This window comes from Thermosinus carboxydivorans Nor1, assembly GCF_000169155.1.
Lineage (GTDB): Bacteria > Bacillota > Negativicutes > Sporomusales > Thermosinaceae > Thermosinus > Thermosinus carboxydivorans.
The window spans coordinates 1-21,038 of the sequence record NZ_AAWL01000024.1 but is presented as its reverse complement, the minus strand read 5'-3'; the positions used below and the strand labels follow the sequence as shown (position 1 = coordinate 21,038).

General features: G+C 53.3%; 23 protein-coding genes, 1 pseudogene and 1 other annotated feature. Of the genes and pseudogenes, 3 read left to right on the top strand and 21 right to left on the bottom strand.

What is annotated here, in order from left to right:
• Nucleotides 1-224: 224 nt before the first annotated feature.
• The 6 genes and pseudogenes from gluQRS to TCARDRAFT_RS16235 all read right to left on the bottom strand — a co-directional run.
• Nucleotides 225-1,208, bottom strand: coding sequence for a tRNA glutamyl-Q(34) synthetase GluQRS (gene gluQRS, locus TCARDRAFT_RS12300; RefSeq protein ID WP_007290307.1), 984 nt, complete (start codon nt 1,206-1,208; stop codon nt 225-227).
• The gene (locus TCARDRAFT_RS12295) at nt 1,208-2,197 is read right to left on the bottom strand and encodes a pyridoxal-phosphate dependent enzyme (RefSeq protein ID WP_007290306.1); all 990 of its coding nucleotides are present in this window, start codon (nt 2,195-2,197) and stop codon (nt 1,208-1,210) included. Before TCARDRAFT_RS12295 ends, gluQRS begins: the two co-directional genes overlap by 1 nt.
• A 399-nt stretch (nt 2,198-2,596) precedes the next feature.
• Nucleotides 2,597-3,544 (bottom strand): metal ABC transporter substrate-binding protein, encoded by a 948-nt coding sequence (locus tag TCARDRAFT_RS12290; RefSeq protein ID WP_007290305.1) that lies wholly within the window; start codon nt 3,542-3,544, stop codon nt 2,597-2,599.
• A 258-nt stretch (nt 3,545-3,802) separates the two neighbouring features.
• The gene (locus TCARDRAFT_RS12285; RefSeq protein ID WP_007290304.1) at nt 3,803-4,441 is read right to left on the bottom strand and encodes a nitroreductase family protein; all 639 of its coding nucleotides are present in this window, start codon (nt 4,439-4,441) and stop codon (nt 3,803-3,805) included.
• A gap of 156 nt (nt 4,442-4,597) precedes the next feature.
• The gene (locus TCARDRAFT_RS16240; RefSeq protein WP_007290303.1) at nt 4,598-5,173 is read right to left on the bottom strand and encodes a sodium-dependent transporter; all 576 of its coding nucleotides are present in this window, start codon (nt 5,171-5,173) and stop codon (nt 4,598-4,600) included.
• A 103-nt stretch (nt 5,174-5,276) separates the two neighbouring features.
• Nucleotides 5,277-5,978 (bottom strand): annotated as a pseudogene (locus TCARDRAFT_RS16235) (sodium-dependent transporter); the annotation flags it as partial.
• A gap of 241 nt (nt 5,979-6,219) precedes the next feature.
• Nucleotides 6,220-6,443 (top strand) — a binding site (T-box leader).
• A gap of 43 nt (nt 6,444-6,486) precedes the next feature.
• Here TCARDRAFT_RS16235 and TCARDRAFT_RS12270 point away from each other — a divergent pair.
• Entirely contained in the window at nt 6,487-6,966 is a 480-nt protein-coding gene (locus tag TCARDRAFT_RS12270; protein ID WP_007290301.1) for an Lrp/AsnC family transcriptional regulator, read from the top strand.
• Entirely contained in the window at nt 6,963-8,132 is a 1,170-nt protein-coding gene (locus TCARDRAFT_RS12265) for an aminotransferase class I/II-fold pyridoxal phosphate-dependent enzyme (protein WP_007290300.1), read from the top strand. Before TCARDRAFT_RS12270 ends, TCARDRAFT_RS12265 begins: the two co-directional genes overlap by 4 nt.
• A gap of 90 nt (nt 8,133-8,222) precedes the next feature.
• On the opposite strand, the gene TCARDRAFT_RS12260 is transcribed toward TCARDRAFT_RS12265, so the two are convergent.
• The 8 genes from TCARDRAFT_RS12260 to TCARDRAFT_RS12225 all read right to left on the bottom strand — a co-directional run bounded on the left by TCARDRAFT_RS12260 (nt 8,223) and on the right by TCARDRAFT_RS12225 (nt 14,875).
• Nucleotides 8,223-9,437: an ABC transporter permease gene (locus TCARDRAFT_RS12260; protein ID WP_156784703.1), complete on the bottom strand. Its 1,215-nt coding sequence runs from the start codon at nt 9,435-9,437 to the stop codon at nt 8,223-8,225.
• A gap of 1 nt (nt 9,438) precedes the next feature.
• Nucleotides 9,439-10,122, bottom strand: coding sequence for an ABC transporter ATP-binding protein (locus tag TCARDRAFT_RS12255; protein ID WP_007290298.1), 684 nt, complete (start codon nt 10,120-10,122; stop codon nt 9,439-9,441).
• 12 nt (nt 10,123-10,134) lie between these two features.
• Complete coding sequence (locus tag TCARDRAFT_RS12250) at nt 10,135-11,253, bottom strand: efflux RND transporter periplasmic adaptor subunit (protein WP_007290297.1); 1,119 nt, start codon at nt 11,251-11,253, stop codon at nt 10,135-10,137.
• Nucleotides 11,254-11,267: 14 nt separating this feature from the next.
• Nucleotides 11,268-11,453 (bottom strand): hypothetical protein, encoded by a 186-nt coding sequence (locus tag TCARDRAFT_RS12245; protein WP_040683413.1) that lies wholly within the window; start codon nt 11,451-11,453, stop codon nt 11,268-11,270.
• 108 nt (nt 11,454-11,561) lie between these two features.
• The gene (locus TCARDRAFT_RS12240) at nt 11,562-11,741 is read right to left on the bottom strand and encodes a hypothetical protein (protein WP_040683412.1); all 180 of its coding nucleotides are present in this window, start codon (nt 11,739-11,741) and stop codon (nt 11,562-11,564) included.
• A 215-nt stretch (nt 11,742-11,956) separates the two neighbouring features.
• Nucleotides 11,957-13,234, bottom strand: coding sequence for a sensor histidine kinase (locus TCARDRAFT_RS12235; RefSeq protein ID WP_007290296.1), 1,278 nt, complete (start codon nt 13,232-13,234; stop codon nt 11,957-11,959).
• A gap of 3 nt (nt 13,235-13,237) precedes the next feature.
• Complete coding sequence (locus tag TCARDRAFT_RS12230; protein ID WP_232199134.1) at nt 13,238-13,900, bottom strand: response regulator transcription factor; 663 nt, start codon at nt 13,898-13,900, stop codon at nt 13,238-13,240.
• A 207-nt stretch (nt 13,901-14,107) separates the two neighbouring features.
• Nucleotides 14,108-14,875, bottom strand: a complete 768-nt coding sequence (locus TCARDRAFT_RS12225; protein ID WP_007290294.1) for a hypothetical protein — start codon at nt 14,873-14,875, stop codon at nt 14,108-14,110.
• A gap of 206 nt (nt 14,876-15,081) precedes the next feature.
• Between TCARDRAFT_RS12225 and TCARDRAFT_RS12220 the strand changes: the two genes are divergently transcribed.
• On the top strand, nt 15,082-15,930 hold the full coding sequence (locus tag TCARDRAFT_RS12220) for a MurR/RpiR family transcriptional regulator (RefSeq protein WP_007290293.1): 849 nt from the start codon (nt 15,082-15,084) through the stop codon (nt 15,928-15,930).
• Nucleotides 15,931-15,968: 38 nt separating this feature from the next.
• Here TCARDRAFT_RS12220 and TCARDRAFT_RS12215 read toward each other — a convergent pair whose 3' ends face one another.
• The 7 genes from TCARDRAFT_RS12215 to TCARDRAFT_RS16070 all read right to left on the bottom strand — a co-directional run bounded on the left by TCARDRAFT_RS12215 (nt 15,969) and on the right by TCARDRAFT_RS16070 (nt 20,787).
• Nucleotides 15,969-16,781, bottom strand: a complete 813-nt coding sequence (locus TCARDRAFT_RS12215) for a BKACE family enzyme (protein ID WP_007290292.1) — start codon at nt 16,779-16,781, stop codon at nt 15,969-15,971.
• A 15-nt stretch (nt 16,782-16,796) separates the two neighbouring features.
• Nucleotides 16,797-18,134, bottom strand: a complete 1,338-nt coding sequence (locus TCARDRAFT_RS12210) for an aspartate aminotransferase family protein (protein WP_040683411.1) — start codon at nt 18,132-18,134, stop codon at nt 16,797-16,799.
• A 331-nt stretch (nt 18,135-18,465) separates the two neighbouring features.
• Complete coding sequence (locus TCARDRAFT_RS12205) at nt 18,466-18,675, bottom strand: hypothetical protein (protein WP_007290290.1); 210 nt, start codon at nt 18,673-18,675, stop codon at nt 18,466-18,468.
• 331 nt (nt 18,676-19,006) lie between these two features.
• Nucleotides 19,007-19,288 (bottom strand): DUF503 domain-containing protein, encoded by a 282-nt coding sequence (locus tag TCARDRAFT_RS12200; protein ID WP_007290289.1) that lies wholly within the window; start codon nt 19,286-19,288, stop codon nt 19,007-19,009.
• A gap of 1 nt (nt 19,289) precedes the next feature.
• Nucleotides 19,290-19,679, bottom strand: coding sequence for a secondary thiamine-phosphate synthase enzyme YjbQ (locus TCARDRAFT_RS12195; protein WP_007290288.1), 390 nt, complete (start codon nt 19,677-19,679; stop codon nt 19,290-19,292).
• A 146-nt stretch (nt 19,680-19,825) separates the two neighbouring features.
• Nucleotides 19,826-20,599, bottom strand: coding sequence for an arginase (gene rocF, locus TCARDRAFT_RS12190; protein ID WP_007290287.1), 774 nt, complete (start codon nt 20,597-20,599; stop codon nt 19,826-19,828).
• Entirely contained in the window at nt 20,593-20,787 is a 195-nt protein-coding gene (locus TCARDRAFT_RS16070) for a hypothetical protein (protein WP_232199133.1), read from the bottom strand. Before TCARDRAFT_RS16070 ends, rocF begins: the two co-directional genes overlap by 7 nt.
• Between the last annotated feature and the right edge of the window lie 251 nt (nt 20,788-21,038).

Genomic DNA, 21,038 nt, shown 5'->3' with positions numbered 1-21,038 from the left:
GCATGTGATGCAGGTCATACTTTTGTCAAAATAAGTTGAAACAAGCCGCCGCTGACGCGCATAAGTCTTGCTCTGCCGGACTTTATTATCATGGCAAAAAGAGCCCCGACGACTGTGACAGTCTTGAGGTCTCTTCTGCAAAAAACAGCTATTGCTTGGCCGCATCGTCATACATGCGTTCAATAGTGTCGCGCAGGACATGGACTGCCCTGAACGCCGGCAAATCATTCATCCTTGCTCTCCCTCAGCAAAAAGTCGGCTAAATCATCGGAAACGAAAATCGGTCCGGCCGGCAAAGCCTTTTCGTCAAAAGCGGCAATCAGTTCGGCCGGCGACGCTGGCCGGTACTCAGGCAAAAGACATGCCTTCCAAGCCAAATAACCGACGATGGCACGGGGGCTTACGCCGCGCGCTCTGAGCGCCGCCAGCGACAAATCCTTTTGCCGTTTGGACAAGCGGTGTCCGTCCATCCCGTAGAGCAGCGGCACATGGGTAAACGCCGGCGCCGTCAGGCCTAGCAGATGATACAGCAGTAGCTGCCGGGGAGTGGAGGCTAGCAGGTCGTCGCCGCGCAGCACATGGGTGATGCCCATGGCCCCATCGTCTACGACCACCGCCAGTTGATAGGCATGAACCCCGTCCGAGCGGCGGATGATAAAATCGCCGCAGGCGACCGCCAATTTCTGCGTAACCGTTCCATGGACACCGTCAATAAAAGAAATACTCATGTCCGGCACGCGCAGGCGCAGCGCAGGACGCCGGCCGGCCTGGCGGAGCGCCTCGGCCCGATCATCGCTGAGGTGCCGGCAGGTGCCGGGGTAGACAAATTCGTGTTCGCCGGCATGAGGAGCGCTGGCGGCAGAGTGGAGTTCCGCCCGGCTGCAGTAGCAGGGATAAACCAGCCCGGCGGCGGTCAGTTTGGCAACAGCCGCTTCATAGCGGTCCCGCCGCTCATCTTGCCGGTAGGGTCCATAGGGGCCACCCACATCTGGCCCTTCGTCCCAGTCAAGGCCCAGCCAGCGCATATCGTCTAAAAGCTTCGCCGTAAAGATTGGCCGGGACCGGTCAGGGTCTAGGTCTTCGATCCGCAGCACCATCACGCCGCCTCGCCGGCGCACTTGCAACCATGCCAAAAGCGCTGTCCAGGCATTGCCTAAATGCATTTCGCCGGTCGGGCTGGGAGCAAACCGTCCGCGTACCTGGTCCATTACTTCTTCAGTCCCGTCCCGGTCAGCGGTACGACGATGTTCAGGCCGTGCGCCTCTTCTGGCTTAAAATACCGCTGCACACCGACCACCACCGCACTGGCCGTCGCTTCCGCATATATGCCCATGGCCCCCAGTTGTTCGTGAGCGGCGACAACTTCGTCATCGGTAACAGTTATGATATCACCGTCCGCTTCCCGGATCGCGGCGATAATTTCGTCTATGCGCATGGGCGTGGGTACGGCAATGCCCTCGGCAACCGTGCTACTCGCCGGCGCCGGCGCCAAGCCGTGGAACTTGCGGTAGACAGGCGCGCAGCTCACGCTCTGGACGGCGAGCAGGCGCGGCAGCCTGCCAAGCTCCTTAAAGCCAAGATAAAGCCCGAGCAACATCGTGCCGTTGCCAACCGGCGCGACGACATAGTCAGGTATCCCCACCTGTTCGTAGATTTCGTAGGCGATCGACTTTGTCCCCTCGAAGAACAAAGGATTGTAGACATGGGAAGCGTAATAAGTGGTTTCCGCGGCGGCAAGGATGGCGCGGGCCGTGTCGTCACGCGAGCCCGGCACCTTCACCACATTGGCTTGATAGGCGCTGAGCTGTTTTATTTTGCCCGGCGACGTACTTTCCGGGATGTAAATGTTGCACTTGATGCCGGCAGCGGCGCAGTAACCGGCAATGGACGCACCGGCATTGCCGGAAGAGTCTTCGACTACTTCGGTGATGCCGGCCGCTTTAATGGCGTTGATGAGGATAAAGGCGCCGCGGTCCTTGAATGAGCCGGTCGGCATAAAGTAGTCCAGTTTCAGGTTAACTTCGACCCCACCGAAGCAGCGCTTGATAATCGGGGTTACAACTTCGCCGAGCGACACGGTGATTGGCACGCGTTCCCCAGGCGCTTTCTTCAGGGAAAATAGGCCGCCGCACTCGCACTTATACTGAAGGCCACCGATTGGATAAGTTTTTTGGCACTTAGCGCACAAAAATTCCATCTTTATACTCCTTTCTGGTCAAGTTGCCCTGCTTTTCTGCCAGCAGACCTCGTCTCCGCCAACTTTCGCCGCTGCCGGGGCGAAACCCTGCTATCTTCCCGCAAAAGTGTAAGTACGCCTTTTGGGCAAAACCGCAAAGGCCGCTAAGGCCGCAACGGGCTACGCGCGTGACGGTTGTCGCGCTTGAATTTATATTATAGAACCGCGGAGAATATTTTTTACTTTAGCGCGATGAAATCGCGCTCTCCGCGGTTGAATAACTATTTTCATGCTTTTGTGGTGCCAATTTATTGGCATGATTAATCTTTGCGTCCTTCGTGGTTAAAAAATATACTTACATAAAAAACCGGCATGCCGCCTGATACAGCGCCTGCCGGTAGCAATCCCGGTTGCTTTGCCTTATTGGGCCAAGGCTTTCTGCAAATTGGCCAGGTTGTCGCGCATAACCGAAAGATAATTTTTACCCTGCTTTAGCTCTTCCTCGGTCAGTGATTCGAGCGGATTGAGTATGAGCAGCCCTGCCCCTGTTTCCCGGGCAATTGTCTCGGCCAATTTCGGGCTGACGACCGTTTCAAAGAAAATGTACCTTACTTTATTTTCGCGGCAAAAGCGCACAATGGAAGCCATGCGGTCCGGTGTCGGTTCGATGTCTGGTGCAAGTCCCATAATCGCTATTTCCCGCAGCCCATAACGCTTGGCAAGATAGCCAAAGGCGGCATGACTGGTGACAATATCGCGGCCCGGCAATTTTGCCAAAGCCTGACGGTACTCCTCATCCAACTTGCCAAGTTCGTCCTTAAAGCGGGTGCCGTTTTGGCGGTAGTAGTCGGCATTGGCCGGATCGATGGCCGCCAAAGCCTGAACGATATTGTCCACCTCCTGTTGGGCCAAGACGGGATCAAGCCAGACATGAGGGTCGCCGCCGTGGCTATGGGCATGGCCGTTCTTGGCATAGGCGTCTTCGTCATGACCTTCCAGCAAAGGTATGCCTTTACTGACGGCCACGGCCGACACATCGCCGAGTATCTCTTTGGACAGCAGCTTAGCCGCCGGCTCCAGGCCGGCGCCGTGATAGAGTAACAGTTTGGCGCCCTTGATCAGCGCCACATCCTTGGCTTTCGGTTCCCAGTCGTGCGGTTCGGCGCCGGGCGGAACCAAGAGCGCCACCTCCACTTTGTCGCCTCCTACCTGGCGGGTAAACTCGTAAACAGGGTAAACGGTTGCGACCACCTTGATTTTGGCAACGCCGCTGGCCTGCTCGGTCTTGGCTTGACCGCCGCACCCCCCGGCCGCAAGCATGGCCGCTGCCAGTACCAAAGCAAGCAACATATGGGCAATCTTACGCATAATTCTTCTCCTCGCATCAGTCTTTTGTCTTAATAAGAATGTTCTTATTTAATACTAAATAAAAATACCGCCGGCGTCAAGGCCGTTGGCAATTACCGCTAGTTTGCCCCGCTCTTTCCTTTTTATACAAAAGCCGGTAAAAAGTATTTTTCGAGTAATAAACCCGGGCAAACCGTCTATGCTGTGAAGGCAGTACCCAAAATTGCCAAAGGAGGAACGACGGTGAAGGCACAGAGCGCTGCTCTGTGCCTTCACTATTTACTCGATAAATGTCACAACTTCATCAAGTGGTTTACGTGGCGGGTTGGTCCCCTTGTCATCGGCCGGAACGCCGAGCGGCGTCATGGCCGCCAAATAGTAGCCAGGCTTGGTAAAGCCGACAAGCTTAGAAATTTCCTCGGCGGCGTAGGTCGGTCCCGTCATCCAGCAGGTACCGTAACCCAGGTTGGCGGCGGCCAGCAGTAAGTTTTCCATGGCGGCGGCGATGTTTTGCACGCCGGGATTGGGCCGGGCTAGCGCATGGATGAGATCGAGCGGCGCTGCCTTGGCCTCGGCCAGGTCAGTAGCCAAAGTGGGATAGGGCCCGGCATAGACGAGGATAACAACAGGCGCCTTCTTAAAGACGGTATGATAAGCCACCATGCCGCGGAAAGCTTTGCGCTTTTCCTCGCTAGGCAAGAGCTCGGCCAACTCGGCGTTTTTCCGCTCGACGATCTGTGCCATTTCGGCAATTTTTGCCTTATTCTTCACCACGACAAAATGCCAGTTCTGCAAATTCTTCCCTGACGGGGCATAGATGGCCGCCTTGAGGATTTCCCGCAGGTCATCGGCGGGAACGTCGGCGTCCAGAAAATTGCGCACACTGCGGCGCTTGTAAATAAAGTCCAGTTTGCCCATAGCTATTCTCCTTTCTCTTTACCAGTGATTATAGTATGCCCACCGGCGCCAACCGGCGTAAGCGGGCTTTAATCATTTCACGCTTATTTTACCACATTCTGCCGACAAAAAAAGCAAGGGCATCCCCCTTGCTTATGGTTACGCCTTGTAAAATTTTTACCCGATTACCCCGACCGAGTTTAAGAAGACCACTATCAGCGCCGCCGGGGTTACATAGCGGATAACAAAGAAGAATAGGTCGACCAGTCCGGCTACCCGGAGGGCGCCCCGGTTGGTCAGTTCCCGCCTTACATCTTCCCGGTCGGCTGCATAGCCGACAAACAGGGCAACCAGCAGGCCGCCTACCGGCAGCAGGATATTGGAAGAAATATAGTCAAAGAGGTCGAAGAACCCTTTGCCGAAAATCGTGATATGGCCGAGCAGGCTGGCTTTGTCCACCGACAAGGCGGCTAAGGCCCCAAAGGCCACGATGATGACCGCGTTTACCAGTACGGACATCCGCCGCGATAGGCCGTGCTCCTCGGCAAGATAGGCCACCAGCACCTCAACCAGCGACAGCATGGCTGTCGTCGCGGCGATTGAGGTCAGGAAAAAGAAGGCTACGAGCAATACATTGCCGAAGGGCATCTTGGAAAACACCAGCGGAATGGTCATGAACAGCAGTCCCGGCCCGGCGCCCGGTTCCATGCCAAAGGAAAACACCGTGGGGAAAATGGCGATACCGGCCAGCATGGAAACCAGCGTATCGGAAAGAGCTACTTTCGTAGCAGTGCAAAAAGTTGGTATCGGCCGTAAAATAGCTGCTATAGGTAATCATAACCCCCATGCCGAGCGATAGCTTAAAAAACGCCAGCCCCAACGCGGTAAGGATAACGGTCGGCGTCAGTTTGCTAAAATCGACTTGAAAGAGGAAATTGAGGCCCTCGGCTGCGCCGGGTAAAGTCAGCGCACGGATATCACAAATCAAAATGAGGATGAATAAGAGCGGCATTAGTGTTTTCGTAATCTTTTCAATGCCCTTCTGCACACCCAGCATCAGGATGGCGGAGACAACGACCATGACGATAACCTGCCAGATTATGGGCGACCACGGACCGATAACGACATTGCCGAACTGCGCTTTGGCCGTCTCGAGCGATACTTGCGCGAACTCGCCGCGGAGCGCCTTGAAGAGGTAAAAATACACCCAGCCAGCCACACAACTATAGAAGAACATAATGAGGTACACCGCCAGCACAGCTAAGGTTCCGGTATGCTTCCACGCCGTTCGCGGCGCCAGCTTTGCAAAGGCGCCCACCGCATTGCGGCGTGCCTTACGGCCGATATAAAACTCGCCCAGCATGACGGGCAGGCCAACCAGGAGAATACATACCAGGTAAACCATGAGAAAGGCGCCGCCGCCGTATTGCCCGGTCAAATAGGGAAACTTCCAGATGTTGCCAAGCCCAACGGCCGAACCCAACGTGGCGAAAAACACGGCCAGCCCGGAGGAAAAGCCGTCGCGCTTTATTTTTGTCTGCCCTTGTACTGTTTGCATATCACTACTCCCTTTTGCATAATTTGTGAAATTGTACTAAACAGTCACCCGTCTGTCAACGCTGCCGGCGGGCGACAAAATACTGTATACACCGCTTAGCCCGCGTATAAGGCATTTTTCACCACCGGCCCTTCTGTTTACAAGTTTACATTTAAACTTCACTTTTTCCCCATGAAAAAAGACAAAAGTCCTCTCTTGCATACCCGGTGCCGCCTGTGGTACCATATAAGCAAAAATGACATAGCAGGCGATGATGGGGAGAGTATGGCCGCCGCTTCTTTCGACAGAGAGCCGGGCTTGGTGGAAACCGGCGAAAGGCCGCAGCCAGAAAGCCACCCTGGAGCCGTCGGGCCGAACGGACAAAGTAAGCCTGACCGTATCCTGGCGTTAACAGGATCAAAGGGAGCCGGACGCTTGCCGGCTAATATAGGTGGTACCGCGGGAACCAAAGTTCTCGTCCTTGAAGGGACGGGAACTTTTTATTTTTGGTAAAGAGGAGGTTTTGCTAATGAAAGAACTATTAGAACTGCTGGAAAAAGACCACCGGCTAACGGTCGAGCAGCTGGCCGCCATGCTGGACCGGCCGGTCGGGGAAATTGCGGCGGCGCTTAAGGATCTGGAAGCGAAAAAGGTCATTCTTAAATACCACACCTTTATCAATTGGGAAAAGGCCGGCGTAGACACCGTTACCGCTTTGATTGACGTCCGTATCACACCGCAGCGGGAAGTTGGCTTTGACGCGATTGCCGAACGCATTTGCCGGTTCCCGGAAGTGCGCAGCTTGTACCTCATGTCCGGCGCCTATGATCTGGCCGTCATCGTCGAAGGGAAAAACATGAAGGAAGTGGCCCGCTTTGTCGCCACCAAACTGGCCACGATGGAAGGCGTTGTGAGTACCACCACCCATTTCATCCTCAAGCAGTACAAGGAAGCCGGAGTTATCCTGGAAGACCGGGAAGAAGACCGGAGATTGGCGGTGACGCCATGACCTGGGCTGACCGCGTCTCTCCGCTCGTCAAATCTATCCCGCCGTCAGGCATCCGCCGCTTTTTCGACATTGTGGCCGAAATGAAGGGCGTCATCTCGCTGGGGGTGGGCGAACCGGACTTCATCACCCCCTGGCATATCCGCGAAAGCTGCATCCACGGTCTCCACCGCGGTTATACGGCCTATACATCCAACTTGGGCCTGCTGGAGCTGCGGGAAGAAATCGTCCGGCTGCTCGCGCGCGACTACCAGGTGACCTACGATCCGCGGAAAGAAGTGCTCGTCACCGTCGGCGTGAGCGAAGCCTTCGATTTAGCGATGCGGGCTGTCCTCAGCCCCGGCGACGAAGTGCTTGTCCCCGAGCCCTGCTATGTTTCGTATAAGGCCTGCGTCACCCTTGCCGGCGGCAAACCCATCCCGGTGCCTACCACCATCGAAAACGAGTTCCGCCTGACGCCAGCTGAGCTTGAAGCCTACATCACCCCGCGCACCAAAGTGTTGGTCATCGGCTACCCCAACAATCCCACGGGCGCGGTTATGACCCGGGAGGAACTGGCGCAGATTGCCGCCTTTGTCAAAAAACACGACCTCATCGTCATTTCCGACGAGATTTACGGCCGATTGACTTACGAAGGCACGCACACTTGTTTCGCCAGCCTGCCGGATATGCGGGACCGAACCATTTTGCTCAACGGTTTTTCCAAAGCCTATGCCATGACCGGCTGGCGGCTGGGCTACGCTTGTTCCAACCCTGACTTCATTGCCGCCATGACAAAAATCCACCAGTACACCATGCTGTGCGCGCCCATCACCGCCCAGGTGGCCGCCATCGAGGCGCTGAAAAACGGCGAGGCAAGCGTAGACAAGATGGTGACCGAATACAACCGGCGCCGCCGCCTAATGCTTAACGGTTTCCGGGAGATGGGCCTGACCTGCTTTGAACCAAAAGGCGCCTTCTATATTTTCCCATCCATCAAAGAAACCGGTATGGACTCCCTCTCCTTCGCCGAAACGCTTTTAAAGGAAGAGAAAGTTGCGCTGGTACCCGGCAACGCCTTCGGCGACAGCGGCGAAGGCTATGTACGCTGCTCATACGCCACCTCGGCCGCCAATCTTGCCGAAGCCCTCGAACGCATCGGCCGCTTTGTCAGAAAACGCCTTAGCTAAGACAACTCCCCGGTTGCGTCGATCGCTACCGGGGAGTTCCACTTCTAAAGGTTTAGACAACATCACTATGGCAGGGGTTTTGTTTCTTTTCTATTCGTACCTTAGCGCGTCAATGGGATTCAATAGTGCCGCCTTGCGGGCCGGGTACAGCCCAAAGAACAGACCGATGCCGACGGAAAAACCAAAAGACACGAAAATAGGCAACGGAGTGATAACGGTATTCCAGCCGGCAAAGGAGGAAATTGCGTAAGAACCGCCTATACCCAGCGCGATGCCGATAACGCCGCCGATTACGCCGATAACGACCGCCTCAATCAGAAATTGCATAAGGATATTAGAATATTTTGCCCCTAACGCCTTACGGATGCCAATTTCCCGCGTCCGTTCGGTGACAGATACCAACATGATGTTCATAATGCCAATACCGCCGACCACGAGGGAAATCGCCGCTATACTGCCTAGCAGCATGGTGATCGTAGCAGTCGTTTCCTGGGCTGTGGCCATTACGCTGGCGAGGTTGCGCACCGTAAAGTCGTCCGGTTTGTCAGGCGTAATGCGGTGACGCGACCGCAACAGGCCGGTGATACTGTCCTGAACCTGGTCGATAACATCGGCGCTGGCCGCCTGTACACTGATGGTCTGGATATACGTAATCCCCATCAGCCGCTCTTGGGCAGTGGTAAGGGGAATGATAACAATATCGTCCTGGTCTTGGCCCCCGGCCGACTGGCCTTTACTTTCCAAGACCCCGATCACCTTAAACGGGGCGTTATTGATACGAATATTCTGGCCGACCGGATTTCCGTTGCCGAACAAGTTGCCGGCAACCGTCGAGCCAATAACGGCAACGCGATTTCTTGCTGCCACATCTTCAGGGGTGATAAAGCTGCCGCTCTGGACGCTTAAATTGCGGACATCCATATATTCCGGGGTTGTTCCCTGGACGTTGGTAGTCCAGTTCTGGTTGCCCGCAACAACCTGATACTGCCGGCCGACGCTGGGAGCGACCGCACTTACGCCGGGAACCTCACGGGCAATGGCCTGCGCATCTTTCAGCGTCAGCGTAGTATTCGTCCCCGCCGCTTGCCGGACACCGGAAGACGAAGCCGCCCCCGGAGTAACAATGATAAGATTGCTCCCGAGGCTGGCAATCGAGTTTTGCACCTTATCCCGCACGCCCAGGCCGATGGAAACCATGGCGATGACCGCGCCTACCCCGATGATAATGCCGAGCATGGTAAGGACCGAGCGCAATTTGTTGGCGACCAATGCATTTAAGGCGATCTTTACGCTTTCCCACAACACATCAATCATCCCTTTCTGTATCCCGGACGATGCGCCCGTCCCGGACGTGGATCACCCTTCTGGCGTAGGCGGCAATATCGGGCTCGTGGGTTACCAGGATAATCGTCCGTCCGCAGGAGTTGAGGCTTTGAAAGATTTCCATTACCTCATTGCCTGACTTGGTATCAAGGGCACCGGTAGGCTCGTCGGCCATAATAATAGACGGCTCGTTTACCAGCGCCCGCGCGATGGCAACCCGCTGGCGCTGACCACCTGACAACTCATTCGGTAAGTGGTTCATCCTGTGTTCCAGCCCAACGGCAGCCAATGCCGCCGCTGCTCGTTTCTGTCGTTCTTTAACACCGACACCGGCATAAACAAGCGGCAAGGCTACGTTGTCGATAGCCGACATCCGCGGCAATAGGTTGAAGTTCTGAAAGACAAACCCAATCTTTTTATTCCGGGTCAGCGCCAGTTCATCGTCAGTCAGCGACGATACTTCTTGGCCATCGAGCAAATACGACCCGCTTGTCGGCCGGTCCAGGCAGCCCAAGATATTCATTAATGTCGATTTACCTGAACCCGACGGCCCCATGATGGCAGTAAACTCGCCTTCCCGAATCTTTAAGGTCACGCCGGCCAGGGCGGCGACCGGTGTGTCGCCCATTTGGTAGATCTTGGTTATATCAGATAACTCAATCCCCATTTCCCGGCCTCCTTACATGCGGCGCATCATGTTAAGCGGATTGGAGGAAGGCCGTCCTTGTTGACCGCCGCCGGTTTGCCCTTGTGCCTGCGTCTTCGGCAGCGATACGACGACCTTATCACCCTCCTTGAGCCCACTGGTAATTTCTACCCGGTCATCGCCAACACTGCCGGTGGTGACGGGCACATTTTGGGTCTGGCCGTTATCACCGATAACGATAACATACTTACCTGTTTTATCTGTCCGTATCGCCGAAAGCGGCAATGTCACCACGCCTTTCCTTTCGCTGACCGTGATGGACACCCTGGCAACCATCCCGGGATTTAGCAAGTTTTCCGCATTATTAACGTCGATAGTCACCGGATAGTAGGTGACATTCTGCTGGACGACCGGTTTTTTGGAAATGGTAGCCACCGTACCCGTAAACTCTTTACCGGGATAAGCATCAACGGTAAAGGTGACTTTTTGGCCAAGCGCTACTTTACCAATATCGGTTTGGTCCACCTGCGCTTCGATCTGCATTTTCGACATATCGGCCACCGTCAAAATTACGGTCGGGTTGTTAACACCCTGGGTCACCATTTCTCCGGCGGAAAGCGGTTTGCCGATCACCGTGCCGTCAATGGGCGAAACTATCACGGCCTCGCTTAGTTTTGACATAACTTCGTCGTAGCTTGCCTTGGCAATATTGTAGTCCATGCGGGCAGTATCGAGCTGTTCTTTTGATGCGCCGCCGATGGCGGTCAGCCTGGCGATTCGCTCATATTTGACCGCGGCATTATCAAGCCGCTCTTTGGCCTGAGTTACCTGGGCCTGCAGCCCGCTGTCTTCTAATATGACGAGAACCTGGCCAGCCTTTACTTGGTCGTTCTCCTTCACTTTTACCTCTTTGATTTGCGCCGTTATCTTTGAACTTATATCAACCATATTTACCGGTTTGATTGTGCCGGTTGCCGCCACGGTAGCAACAATGTCGCCGCGTTCCACCTGGATAACTTGTTGCGGCGCAGCCGCCGACATCTTGCCGGCGCCTTGCGCGAAGAATAAACCGGCGATAACTGCGGCCAGACCGCCCAGCCCGAGGAGCAGCCACTTTTTATGCTGCTTAGTTTTCAGCCACACTTCTCGCATAATATTTACCTCCGTCATTTTCTCAACTCTGTTGCTAAGCCTATCGCTTTATCCAATCTGGCTTTATTAACATTGTAATCGTAGAGGGCTTGAACATGATTGGTCTTGGCCTGAGTGAGCGCCAATGCGGTGGTAACGCCAAGCTCAGCCTGCTTAATCTGCGCTTTGGTCCGACCACCGGTGTAAAGTTGCCAGCTCATTCTTAAGCTGCTATTTAGGCGTCTTGGCCAGGTGCATCAGCGCCCCGGTCCTGAAAACTGTAACTACTGCCAAGTGAAATGCTCGGCAGCTTTCCTGCTTTGGCTTCACTAACCCCCCCACAGCGACCGCTCTTTGTCTTCTTGCGCTATTTGGAGCGCCGGGTTATTTTTTAAAGCCAAATCAATACTTTCGGCCAGCGACAGCTTGATCGGCGCGGCGAACAAGAATGACTGTTGCAAAATAATTAGACCGGCAGTGATAACAGCTGCCTTATTTTTTAGCCGCATTATCGTTAGCAGCCTCCTTCTTTCAGTTCGGCTAAGTTTTATTGGTGCTTACCCCTGGTTGTCTAATACTGGTCTACATACGGCCAATCCAACCGCCCTGGTCGCTTGGATTGACTTTATTATGCGGGATAAGTTTTAGATTTTTTTTAGAAAACGGCTCACCTATTAAAACAAAAGCCACCGGTACCAAAACCGATGGCCGAAATTAACCTTGCTCAAACTCTTTTAATAAATTTTACCGGCAAAAGCACACTGAACTTTGTCCCTACGCCGACCTTGCTCTCCACCCATATTTTGCCTCCATGCTTTTCGACAATCCACTTGGCAATCGCCAGTCCTAAACCGGTTCCGCCTTTTTCCCGTGACCGGGCTTTATCGCCCCGATAAAACCGGTCGAAAACACGCGGCAAATCCTCCGGCGGTATCCCCTGCCCGGAGTCTTCGACCGTTAGCAGAATATGGCTGCCCTGCCTGACCCCGGTGATTAAGATATGCCCGGGAGGCGGCGTGTATTTTACGGCATTGTCCAATAAAATGACCAGCAACTGATATAGCCGTTCCCGGTCGCCCACTAGTTCTAGTTGTTCATACACCGCCACGGTCAGGGTATGTCCTTCCAACTGGGCCAGCGGTTTAAACTGTTCGCTAACAGCATCGACCAGCTCGCTTAAGCTGACCGCACCCAGTTGCAGCTCAGACTGATTAGCATCGGCCCTGGCTAAAGTGAGCAAATCGGCAACCAACCTTGTCATCCGCCTGACTTCCCTGACGATGTTGGTAACCCGGATACTTTCATCTTCGATGGTATGGTCAGGGTGTCTCAGCATAAGTTCAGCATTGCTTTTTATTACGGCTAGCGGTGTGCGCAATTCATGAGAAGCATCGGCCACAAACTGCTGCTGCTTCTCCCAGGCCGCCTGAATGGGAACCATCGCCCGCCTGGCTAAGTAATATCCTGCCATGATAATAATAAGCATCCCGATAACCAGTCCGCTGACAATAATCATAAAAAGGTTGCGGAGTAAGGCGACCTCGGAATCGACGATACTCACGGCAATGACGTCTTTTACGACAATTGGCCCGCGCTCGGTCTGCAGGACATTTTCCTCATACCGGTATGGCAGGCTAATAAGTCGGTAAGCATGGCTGTCAACTTCGCTAATGTGGACTTTCCCCGCATCGACCTGTGAAGCCAACGCAGCAAGACGCTCCAGCTCGGCAACCTCGCTGGGAAAAGAACTGGTAACCCGCCCCTGGCTGTCGCGCACCAAAATAATGATGCGCGGATCAAATAAAAACCGGACCCGTCCTGGCAGAATGGCACGCCCATTTACGATTTTAAAGTTTTCCGCTTTAAACCGCATTGCATCATCAACTTTATCAAAAAGCCGGTAAGCCACATACCCGTACAGCACGGCACCAAAGGTCAAAAAGATCAGCAAAAATACCACCGAGTTGATTATTGACAACCGGCGTAGCGTCCGCTGAAACATAACTTATTTCTCCTTAAGCATAAATCCTGCGCCGCGGATGGTTTGGATTAGGTTGTCCCGGTCGAAAGAGGCTAACTTTTTGCGCAGGTAATGGATATATAGATCAACCACGCTGATCGTGGTTTCCGAAGCAAATCCCCATACCCGGTCAAAAATTTGCTCTCTGGTTAAAATCTGTTCCTTATTTAACATTAGAAACTCTAACAGTTCATATTCCTTGGCAGTTAACCCCAATGCCTGGCCTTCGACAAAACCGTCCCGCAGCTTGCCATCGATCACCACGCCGCCATAACTTATTTTCCCGTCTTTCCCTAGGTTGCCGCTGCGCCGCAGCAAAGCCTTTATCCTGGCTAAAAGTTCCGGGATGGCAAAGGGCTTTGTTAAATAGTCATCGGCGCCGGTCTCAAGGCCGTTGACGCGGTCAGCCACACTATCCCGCGCGGTTAATAGCAAAATCGGCATGGTGTGCCCGGTCGCACGTACCCTTTTGATGATTTCCAAACCGCTAATTTCCGGCAGCATAATGTCCAGCACCAGCAGATCATGAATTCCCTGTTCGGCTAAATATAACCCCTCGTCCCCGGTTGCTGCTTCATCGACAAGGTAGTTTTCTTCGGTTAAGAGCGCAACGACGGCTTCGCGCAGCGCATGATCGTCTTCAACCACGAGAATTCTCACCTGAACCACCATCCCTGACGCAAATATCTTGGTTAGGTATATTCAACCAATCCTTAGCAAAATCATGCTCAAGTTAGCTTTCTTGATTAGGTGCCACCGGTCAAAAGATTACCAGCGTGATAGGCAAAAAGCCTTAGTAGAAACAACGGCAACAGGCGCTTGCCGAGCAAGCACCTGTTGCCTCACCCTTGCCGATTATTTATCGCCGCCAAACTTATGGCCGTGCTTGGGATACTGGCCGTTAATCAGGTCAGCAACCCGGCTAGGCAGATTAGCCTTTATTTTTTCCGCTTTCTCGGCCGAAATGCGGCCGGCGTTTACGCCTTCATCAATTTTCTTGGACATTTCACTCACCAAAAAGTCTTTAAGTTCCTGGGCGGTAACGCCATGTTCCTCGGCAATCGCGGCCAACGTCTTACCGGCCTTCAGCTCGGCACGCAATGTTTCCGCATCAATTTTTAGCAGTGCCAACAACTCGGGATTTTGGAACATGCCGAGCCGATGCATCGGGCCATGGCCATTATGCAATAGTCCTTCACGGTGGATCATGGTCGTCACGCGCGGCTCAAGCCCAGCTTTCATCTTCGCGGCCTTGTCGGCATCCAGGCGGCCGGCCTTTACTGCTTCGTCAAGGCGTTGGCTTATTTGGTTGACTAAAAAATTTTTAAGCGTTTGCTCGGAAACACCGTGCTCCCCGGCGATAGTCGCCAGTGATTTGCCGGCTTTGAGCTCGCTCTTTAAGGTTGCTGCGTCTATATTCAGCAATTCAAGCAGGGCAGTGTTGTTGCGCCAGAAATGTCCCATCTCCCGTTGGTGCTCAAAACCCTCTTTGTTTACAAAAGCATATTGGGCACCGCCTGCAGCGTCTTGGCGCTCTGCCGGTATGGCAGCCAGAACTAGGCCATTTGCCGCAAACACCGTAGCAACACTGGCTGCTAGCAGCCATTTTTGGGGTTTGTTCATTGAAATCCAACCATCCTTTCCCTGTTTGATATTTTTATGGGGGCTATGGTTGTATTATCGCGCATTTTTTTTAGATTATTTTTAGAAAAAATTTTTCAAAATATCGGTTGCCAATATAGCCGACACCTGGCTGTTTCAGTTGTTCATTGTTTTCCCTATATCCGGTATAATGATAACGATAAACGCTTGTCTGAGGTGAATAACACATGAAACATTCCTTGGTCAAAAACATACAGGAACATTACCATGGCATGAGCGCCAGTCATAAAAAAATCGCCGAATATCTCCTGGATCACTACGACAAAGCCGTTTTTCTCACCGCCAAAGAGCTCGGCCAAACACTCGGCGTTAGTGAAGCAACCGTCATCCGTTTTGCCGTAGCGCTAAACTACAAAGGGTACCCCGAACTCCAACAGGCTTTGCAGGACATGGTTAAAAATAAAATTACGACAGTGGAGCGGCTGCGGCTGGCGTTGCTGGACGGGCAAACCAATCTGCCGCATAAAGCGTTAAGCACCGACATCAGCAATATTCAATTAACCATGGAGGAAGTTACCAGCGCCGACTTTGAAAAAGCCGTCAATGAAATCATCCAGGCCCGCAATATTTACATCGTTAGTTTACGCAGCGCCACAGCGTTAGGCTATTTCCTCCATTTTTACCTGCAGCTCCTTTTACAAAACAGCCGCCTCATCCACGGCGTGGGAACCTTTTTTGAGGAGATCAGGCCGGCCGGCCCGGGTGATTTGGTGATCGGCATTTCGTTTCCCCGCTATACCAGACAGACAGTTGAAGGCTTAAAATATGCCCGGGAAAATGGGGCACGCGTCCTTGCCATAACCGATTCGCTTACTTCGCCGCTGGCACCGTATAGCCATCATGTCCTGACCGCCCGCAGCCAGCAAATCTCATTTATCGATTCCTTTGCCGCGCCACTCAGCCTCATTAACGCCTTAATTCTGGCCGTAGGCGCTCGCGACAGCGCCAAGACAGCGGACGTACTGCGCCAGATGGAGGCCGTATGGGAAAGCTACCGGGTATACCATTCCGAATGACTAAAGCAGCCCAGGATTACCCTTGGGCTGCTTTGCTCTTAATTCACTCCCCATATTCGCTTGACATCGTCCGGTGTGGCGATTTCCCTGCCCATTGCCTTGGCAATATTCACAATCCGCTCGACAAGGGTGACATTGGTAGCCAGTACGCCTTTGCTGTAATAAATATTGTCCTCAACCCCGACGCGAACATGTCCGCCTAAAGCCATGGCGATCATGGAAAGCGGCACATGCTGCGGGCCAATCACCGACACACTCCAGACGGAATTGGGCGGCAGGCTTTCCACCAGGAAAAAGAGGTTTTTCGGCGTGGCCGGCAGCGACCCCTTTACCCCCAGCACCAGATTAAACAGCAGCGGTTCCTTAAGAAGACCGGCCTTGTGCAGCTGGACGGCATTATTAATCATGGCGGTATCAAATATCTCCAGCTCCGGCTTGATATTTCGCTCCAGCATGATTTTCGCCAGGTACTCAATCAACGCGGGATCATTAACATTGGCGGATGTGGGAAAGTTGGACGACCCTGTCGCGAGGCTCGCAGACGCCGGATTAAGCGCCAGGGCTTCGGCCCGATCCTGGGCGGTTTTGCCGGCCCGGGCCCCCGTGGAAATTTGCCGAATAATGGGACAGCCCTTTTCGTCCAGGCGGCGGAGAATTTCGGCAAAAAACTTGATTTCGTGAGTTGGTCTGCCCTCTTCGTTACGGGCATGAATATGTGCTACGGCTGCTCCCTTTTCATAGCAAGCCGCAATATCTTCAGCGATTTCCTCCGGCGTAACCGGAACGAAAGGCGTCATTGCTTTTGTTGGCACATTGCCGGTAGGAGCAACGGTAACAATCAGCTTTTCCATGTCGGCTATTCTCCTTTATTTATACTGGGAAATTGACTTGTCAAATTCGGCAAAGCCGGCCACCATAGCCTCAACTAATTCGTCCGCCTGTTCTTTGGTGATGATAAGCGGCGGCGCCAAAAGGAATTGATCGCCGTTTTCCCCGTCGGCATTGCCGCTGCCGGGATAAACGACAACGCCATGCTTCATCAGGGTGACCGTTAATTTTTCGGCCAACCCCAAAGCAGCAGGAAACGGTTCTTTCGTCGCTTTGTTTTTGACGATTTCTACGCCCTGCATCAAACCCTTGCCGCGGACATCGCCGACAAACCAGAATGGCTGCAGCTTTTCCCGCAGCTTCTCCAGAAGATAACTGCCAACAACCCGCGAGTTTTCGACAAGCTTATCTTCGATTAAAGTTCTGATGACCGCTACGGCTACCGCTGCCGAGAGGGGATTGCCGCCGTAAGTGTGCCCGTGAACGAAAATGCCCGAACCCTGTTTGAAAGTCTCGTAAATTTCATCTTTGACAATGACGGCGCCGAGAGGCGAGTAACCGGCGCTCATGCCTTTGGCCGCACAAATCATGTCGGGTATGACACCGTAATCCTCGATGGCGAACATTGCGCCGGTCCGTCCGAACCCGGTCATGACTTCGTCGGCGATCAGCAGAATGTCGTAGTGGTCGCAAATTTCACGGACGATTTTAAAATAATCCTTATGGGGCACAATGGCGCCGCAGGCCGCTCCGCCTACCGGCTCGGCGATAAAGGCAGCAATGGTGTCGGCGCCTTCCAGCTTGATGACGCGTTCAAGATCCAGGGCACATTCCACGGCGCATGTCTCCTGCTCTTTGCCGAAAGGACAGCGGTAGCAGTACGCCGGAGCAACATGGGGAAAGTTCAATAATAGTGGTGTGTATTTTTTGCGGCGTTTGTCACCGGTCATGGACAAGGCCCCGATCGTATTGCCATGGAAACTCTTCCAGCGAGAAATCACCCGGTACTTCCCCGTTTTGCCGTCCCGTTCCAGGTAATACTGGCGAGCCATCTTAAGCGCGGCCTCAGTGGCCTCCGAACCGCCGGATACTAAATAGAGCTTATTGAGCGAACCAGGTGCGAGGCTGGCCACGAGGTCAGCCAGCTCCTTGATCGGTCCGGAGGTCCAGCGTGATAAATGACTAAAAGCCACCTTTTGGGCTTGCTCGGTCATAGCCCTAATCACGCGGGGATGAGCATGGCCGAGGTTGGACACCGCCGCCCCTGAACAGGCGTCCATGTAACGGTTGCCGTCCTTGTCGTACAGGTAAATGCCTTCGCCATAATCGACTTCCAGATACGTTTTGGTCAAATTGCGGTAAAAAACGTTATCCATTTCACTCCCTCCTTGCATTATGAAACTTTTCCTTCATTATATCATTGTTCATAAAATATTTCCATCATAAATTTAAAGAAATGTTGAAACTGCCAAAGACGCAAAGATATCCATGCCAATAATTGGCATCACAAAGCATGAAAACATTGAAGTTTAACCACAGAGGACACAGAGCGCGTGATATCTATCACGCGAAGAATATAATAATTTAAATTTCTCCGCGTCCTCTGTGGTTCCCTATATTTTCCAACTTGAAGTCACTGATTTTTCAGGGTAGTACGCAACGGGTAGCAAATAAAAACTCCCTTCTGCCCAAAGCAGAAGGGAGTTTTTATTTGCTGTAGCTTAACAGAAAGTCATTACCCAGTTCCACATATTTTTGCAATACGTTCACTAGTCGCTTTTGCTGTTGTTCATCCATGTCATCCATGATAACGGTGCCGATGGCCTCCTGCATCATGCTGCGAATCTGGAACGGGTAATAACCAAGGCGAATGAGCTGCTTGCACAGCTTTCTCACCTGTTTTTCAACACTCATCATTTTGTTGCCTCCCCCCTAAACTGTATTGGCAATTACTGATCTCAGAATTAGCCACAAAATTACCAATGCCAGTGCAGAGAAAGGACTGGAATGCGAAGGCAAATGCCTGTGGCGGCAAACTGAACTTGCTCTACTATAACATAGTAAACGCGAGCCGTCAAATGTAATTTTTCCCATAGCCGCGTTTATAATCGCCACGCTTACCGGAGATAAGCCAGCCCTACCTTCATAATTGGCGGATTTATCCCCCAGAAAGACGCCACCAGCAAGAATATCATTTCGGCATCAACCAGCTTCAACCAGCTTCTTATCGCCCTTGTTGCCCTCCCGGTTATAGATATTCCACAGTAAAATCTACTTGTTCCACTTCGGCGTTGTCTTCCACAATCCGCCGGATAATGCTAATTTGCCGCTCTAATAGCGCCTTGTCACCACTCACCATCGCCACGGCGATGACGGCACGCTGCCAAAGATCCTGGGCGTCGGTCTCGGCCACCGACGCATTGGTACGGGCCTTAATGCGCTCTATGATACTTTTGAGAATTTGGCGTTTGCCTTTCAATGACCCGGCGCCCGGCAGAAAAAGGTCAATGATGCACACGGCGACAAACATGCTAAGCACCCACAATATTGACAACAAATTTACGGCGGCGCGGACCGTCGAACTCGCAAAAATAAATACCCTGCCACCTGCCCAGCCAAAGCCTGCCAGCCACGATTGGCACCGTCACGGAACACCCTAAAAGTGAACTCTTAACATGAGCCAGCGAATTGCCCTCCCGATGGCGGTAAGGCAGGCGCGGCGCCATTTCCGCCAGCGCCGCCAGCATGTCGCGGACAACGTCGGGGTCAGCGTTTTCGTTAATTGTAACCGCCGCGGTAGTATGGGGCACAAAAATTTGACAGAGCCCCTGCTGCACCGCAGCAGCTTCAACCGCGGCGGCAACCAAATCGGTTATATCAATAAAGCCTTCGGCCGGCGTATTGATTTCAAACTCGCGCATACGATCACTCCTAGGGTAAATACTGCCATACTTCTATTATAAAGGAAAATCAGAAAAATTTTATACTTCATCACCATTTGTCTTTCCAATATAACCAAAAAGGGAAACCTGCATTTACAGGGTTCCCCTTTTGCTACATAATCATATTAGCGTTTGGCCGCTGAGGCGGTGACCGACGATGTCGCCACTGCCGGCCAGCAAGTCCCCTCACTGTCAACCTCCTCGCCAAAGAGCGCGCCGGCCAGAGCCAAAGCGGCGCTCACGGTGCGGTCGTCCCGGTCAAGCAGCGGGTTGACTTCGACAAACTCGGCCGACGTTATGATGCCTGATTGGTGCAGCAGGACAAGCGCAGCAAGGCTGTCGCTATAGCTAATACCACCCGCCACCGGCGTACCTACGCCGGGAACTTCCAGCGGATCAATGCCATCAAGGTCAAAACTGAGATGAACGCCATCGCATCGGGCAGACAGATAATCAACCGTTTCAGCTATTACTCGCGCAATACCTAAGCGACTAACATCATCGGCGGTATATACCCGGATTTTCCGTTCGGCAATAAGCAGGCGCTCGCCGGGGTCTAAATCCCGAATGCCAATCATCACGATATTTTCCGCTTTCACTTTGCCTACATAACCGCCAATCCCGGTTAAGGCCGGATGGCCCAGGCCCATGCTGGCAGCCAGCGGCATGCCGTGGATGTTGCCGCTGGGAGTAGTTTCCGGAGTGTTCAGGTCGCCATGAGCGTCATACCAGATTACGCCCAGGTTGGCGTAATGGCGGGAGATGCCGGCAAGCGTGCCAATGGCGATGCTGTGGTCGCCGCCGAGGATGAGCGGAAACCGTCCGGCGGCCACCGTGCGTGATACCTTGGCCGCTACTTTTTCACTCGCCGCGACGATTGGCTGCAAATTTTTCAGCATTTTGTTCTGACGCTTGTAGGGCGCTTTCGTACCGACCGCGATATGCCTTCGTCGCTGACGCGGTACGCCAGCCCCTTCAACCGCGTCACCAAACCGGCCGCGCGCATGGCATCAGGCCCCAGGTTGGCGCCAAACCGCGTCTGGCCTAGCCACATCGGCACGCCGATAACGGAAATCCCCTTCCTCATTTTCTTCATCATCCTCTCCCGCCAACGAAAATTGCTAACTGAGACTATATTTTAAAGCCATCTTCCCCGCTATGCAATAGGTTGAACAAAAAAATTTCGCCGCTCAGCCTATCTTTGCCACCAGCGGCCCCAGCCACAAGTCTTCGGTCGTTACCACCGGTTCGCCCAGGCGGCGATGCGGGATAAAATCGCCGTGGCAATCGGAGCCACCGGTCACTATCATGCCGTGGCGGCGGCACCAGGCCAACGCC